This is a genomic window from Chamaesiphon sp. OTE_20_metabat_361 (assembly GCF_031364565.1).
This window is the reverse complement of sequence record NZ_JANLWO010000510.1, coordinates 1-1,818: the sequence shown is the minus strand read 5'-3', so window position 1 is coordinate 1,818 and position 1,818 is coordinate 1. Positions and strand designations below refer to the sequence as shown.

Below are 1,818 nucleotides of genomic sequence, written 5' to 3'. Positions count from 1 at the left end.
CTGCTCGGAGCTTAAATGAATCCTGCGATCGAGTATATGACGAGATCGACGCACTTGAAGGTATCGTCAATCAAAGATTCGATCGATTGGAGGTTGAGGTCAGAGAGATGCGAGCAGAAATGAATGGAAAGTTTGATACTATTATGCGACATCTGACCGGACTTGGCGATCGCTGAAACTATCAAATCTTGCTGAACACCAAATCTAACCAAAAAAGAGGGATAAGTTTTAACCTCATCCCTCTTTTTTTGTGCGTAAATAATCGATCGACTATTTACTAATTATTCATTTTTCAGGTCGCGGAGACTACTGATGTCGATTTCGATCGAAGGCCCCATCGTGGCGGAGACATACATGCTGCGCCAGAAGCGTCCCTTGGCTCCTGAAGGGCGGTTGCGATCGATACTCTCTTGGAAGGCCTTGAGGTTGGCTAAGAGGTCTTCAGGGGCGAATGCGGCCTTACCGAAGAGGATATGCACGATGCCGGACTTGTCGGCACGATACTCTAGTTTACCTGCTTTGAATTCCGCGATCGCGGCACCGAGGTCGGTGGCGACAGTACCAGCTTTGGGCGAAGGCATCAAACCGCGTGGGCCGAGGACGCGACCGAGGCGGGCGATTTGGGGCATCATATCGGGAGTGGCGATCAATAGATCGAAATCCATCATCCCGCCTTGAATTTCGGCGATTAACTCTTCCGAACCAGCAAGATCGGCTCCTGCGGCGGTAGCTTCAGCCACTTTTTCACCACGGGCGATGACGGCAACGCGAATAACTTGTCCGGTACCTTTAGGTAATGCTACAGTCGTCCGCAATTGTTGGTCGGTGTACTTGGGATCGATACCCAGACGGACGTGAACTTCGGCAGACTCTGCAAACTTAGCGGTTGCTGTCTCGTTGACTAGCTTCATCGCTTCGAGGGGGTCGTAAGCCCGAGTCTCGATTTTTTTGGCTAATTCTTGATAACGACGCGAATACTTTTTGGTCATGATTGCTCCTGGGGTAAATAACGAGGCTTCACCTCTCCCCCAAATATGGTGGATAAAATACTAGTCAACGATCGCGACACCCATGTTGCGGGCGGTACCAGCAACGATTTTCATGGCGGCGTCGATGTCATTGGCATTGAGATCGGGCAATTTGGTTTGCGCGATTTCTTGCAGTTGAGCGGAAGTGATTTGACCGACTTTTTTCTTGTTGGGTTCGTTGGAACCAGCTTCGATTTTAGCGGCTTTTTTGATTAGTACCGAAGCAGGCGGGGTCTTGAGGACGAAGGTGAAACTGCGATCTTCAAAGATCGAAATTTGCACGGGAATGACCGTGCCTGTTTGCTCGGCGGTTTTGGCATTATATTCTTTACAGAATGCCATGATGTTCACACCATGTTGACCCAATGCTGGGCCGACTGGAGGTGCGGGGTTAGCTTTACCAGCGTTGAGGGCTAGCTTAACAATTGCGACTACTTTCTTTGCCATTAGATGTGTGTATTAGCCCTGTCTTTGGACTTGATTAAATTCGAGTTCTACGGGGGTATCTCTCCCGAAGATAGAGAGCAAGGCTTTGAGTTTACTCCGTTCGGGGCTGACTTCAACGACCTCGCCTGCAAAGTCCTTAAAGGGACCAGACATCACTACTATTTTATCGCCTTCGGTCAGATCTGTCTTCACTACTGGCTCTTGTTCGAGAGCTTGTTTGAAGATTCGGTCTGCTTCGCCGCGAGAAAGAGGTAGCGGTTTGACGTGTCCGCGTCCGCGTCCGTAGCCGCGTTTTTGCTCCGAACCGACGAAGTTGATTACGTTGGGGGTATTTTTAACTACC

The 1,818-nt window shown here is 49.8% G+C and carries 3 protein-coding genes; all 3 read right to left on the bottom strand.

Annotated features, from left to right (window positions below):
- Nucleotides 1-281: 281 nt before the first annotated feature.
- The gene (rplA, locus tag RMO35_RS14855) at nt 282-989 is read right to left on the bottom strand and encodes a 50S ribosomal protein L1 (RefSeq protein WP_309742108.1); all 708 of its coding nucleotides are present in this window, start codon (nt 987-989) and stop codon (nt 282-284) included.
- Nucleotides 990-1,049: 60 nt separating this feature from the next.
- Complete coding sequence (gene rplK, locus RMO35_RS14850; RefSeq protein ID WP_309742107.1) at nt 1,050-1,475, bottom strand: 50S ribosomal protein L11; 426 nt, start codon at nt 1,473-1,475, stop codon at nt 1,050-1,052.
- 12 nt (nt 1,476-1,487) lie between these two features.
- A partial coding sequence (locus RMO35_RS14845; protein WP_309742106.1) for a KOW motif-containing protein occupies nt 1,488-1,818 on the bottom strand: 331 nt, incomplete at its 5' end.